Origin of the sequence: Vibrio sp. 10N.222.49.C9 (assembly GCF_041474985.1) — a bacterium.
In the GTDB taxonomy this organism is placed as follows: Bacteria; Pseudomonadota; Gammaproteobacteria; order Enterobacterales; family Vibrionaceae; genus Vibrio; species Vibrio crassostreae_C.
On the sequence record NZ_JBFRVD010000808.1, the window covers coordinates 1 to 203 of the forward strand.

Consider the following 203-nt stretch of genomic DNA (forward strand, 5'->3'; position numbering starts at 1 on the left):
GGTCATGAGTTTGGTGCTACAACAGGTCGTCTACGTCGTACTGGCTGGTTCGATGCAGTAGCTATGCGCCGTGCGGTTCAAATCAACTCAGTAACAGGCTTCTGTCTGACTAAACTAGACGTACTAGATGGTCTTAAAGAACTGAAGATCTGTACTGGTTATAAGATGAAAGACGGTACTGTTCTAGAAGTTTCTCCAATGGC

General features: G+C 45.3%; 1 protein-coding gene. It reads left to right on the forward strand.

Annotated elements, in window-relative coordinates:
- Positions 1-203: adenylosuccinate synthetase (locus tag AB4585_RS25710; protein WP_372171610.1), on the forward strand; the 203-nt coding region annotated here is incomplete at both ends.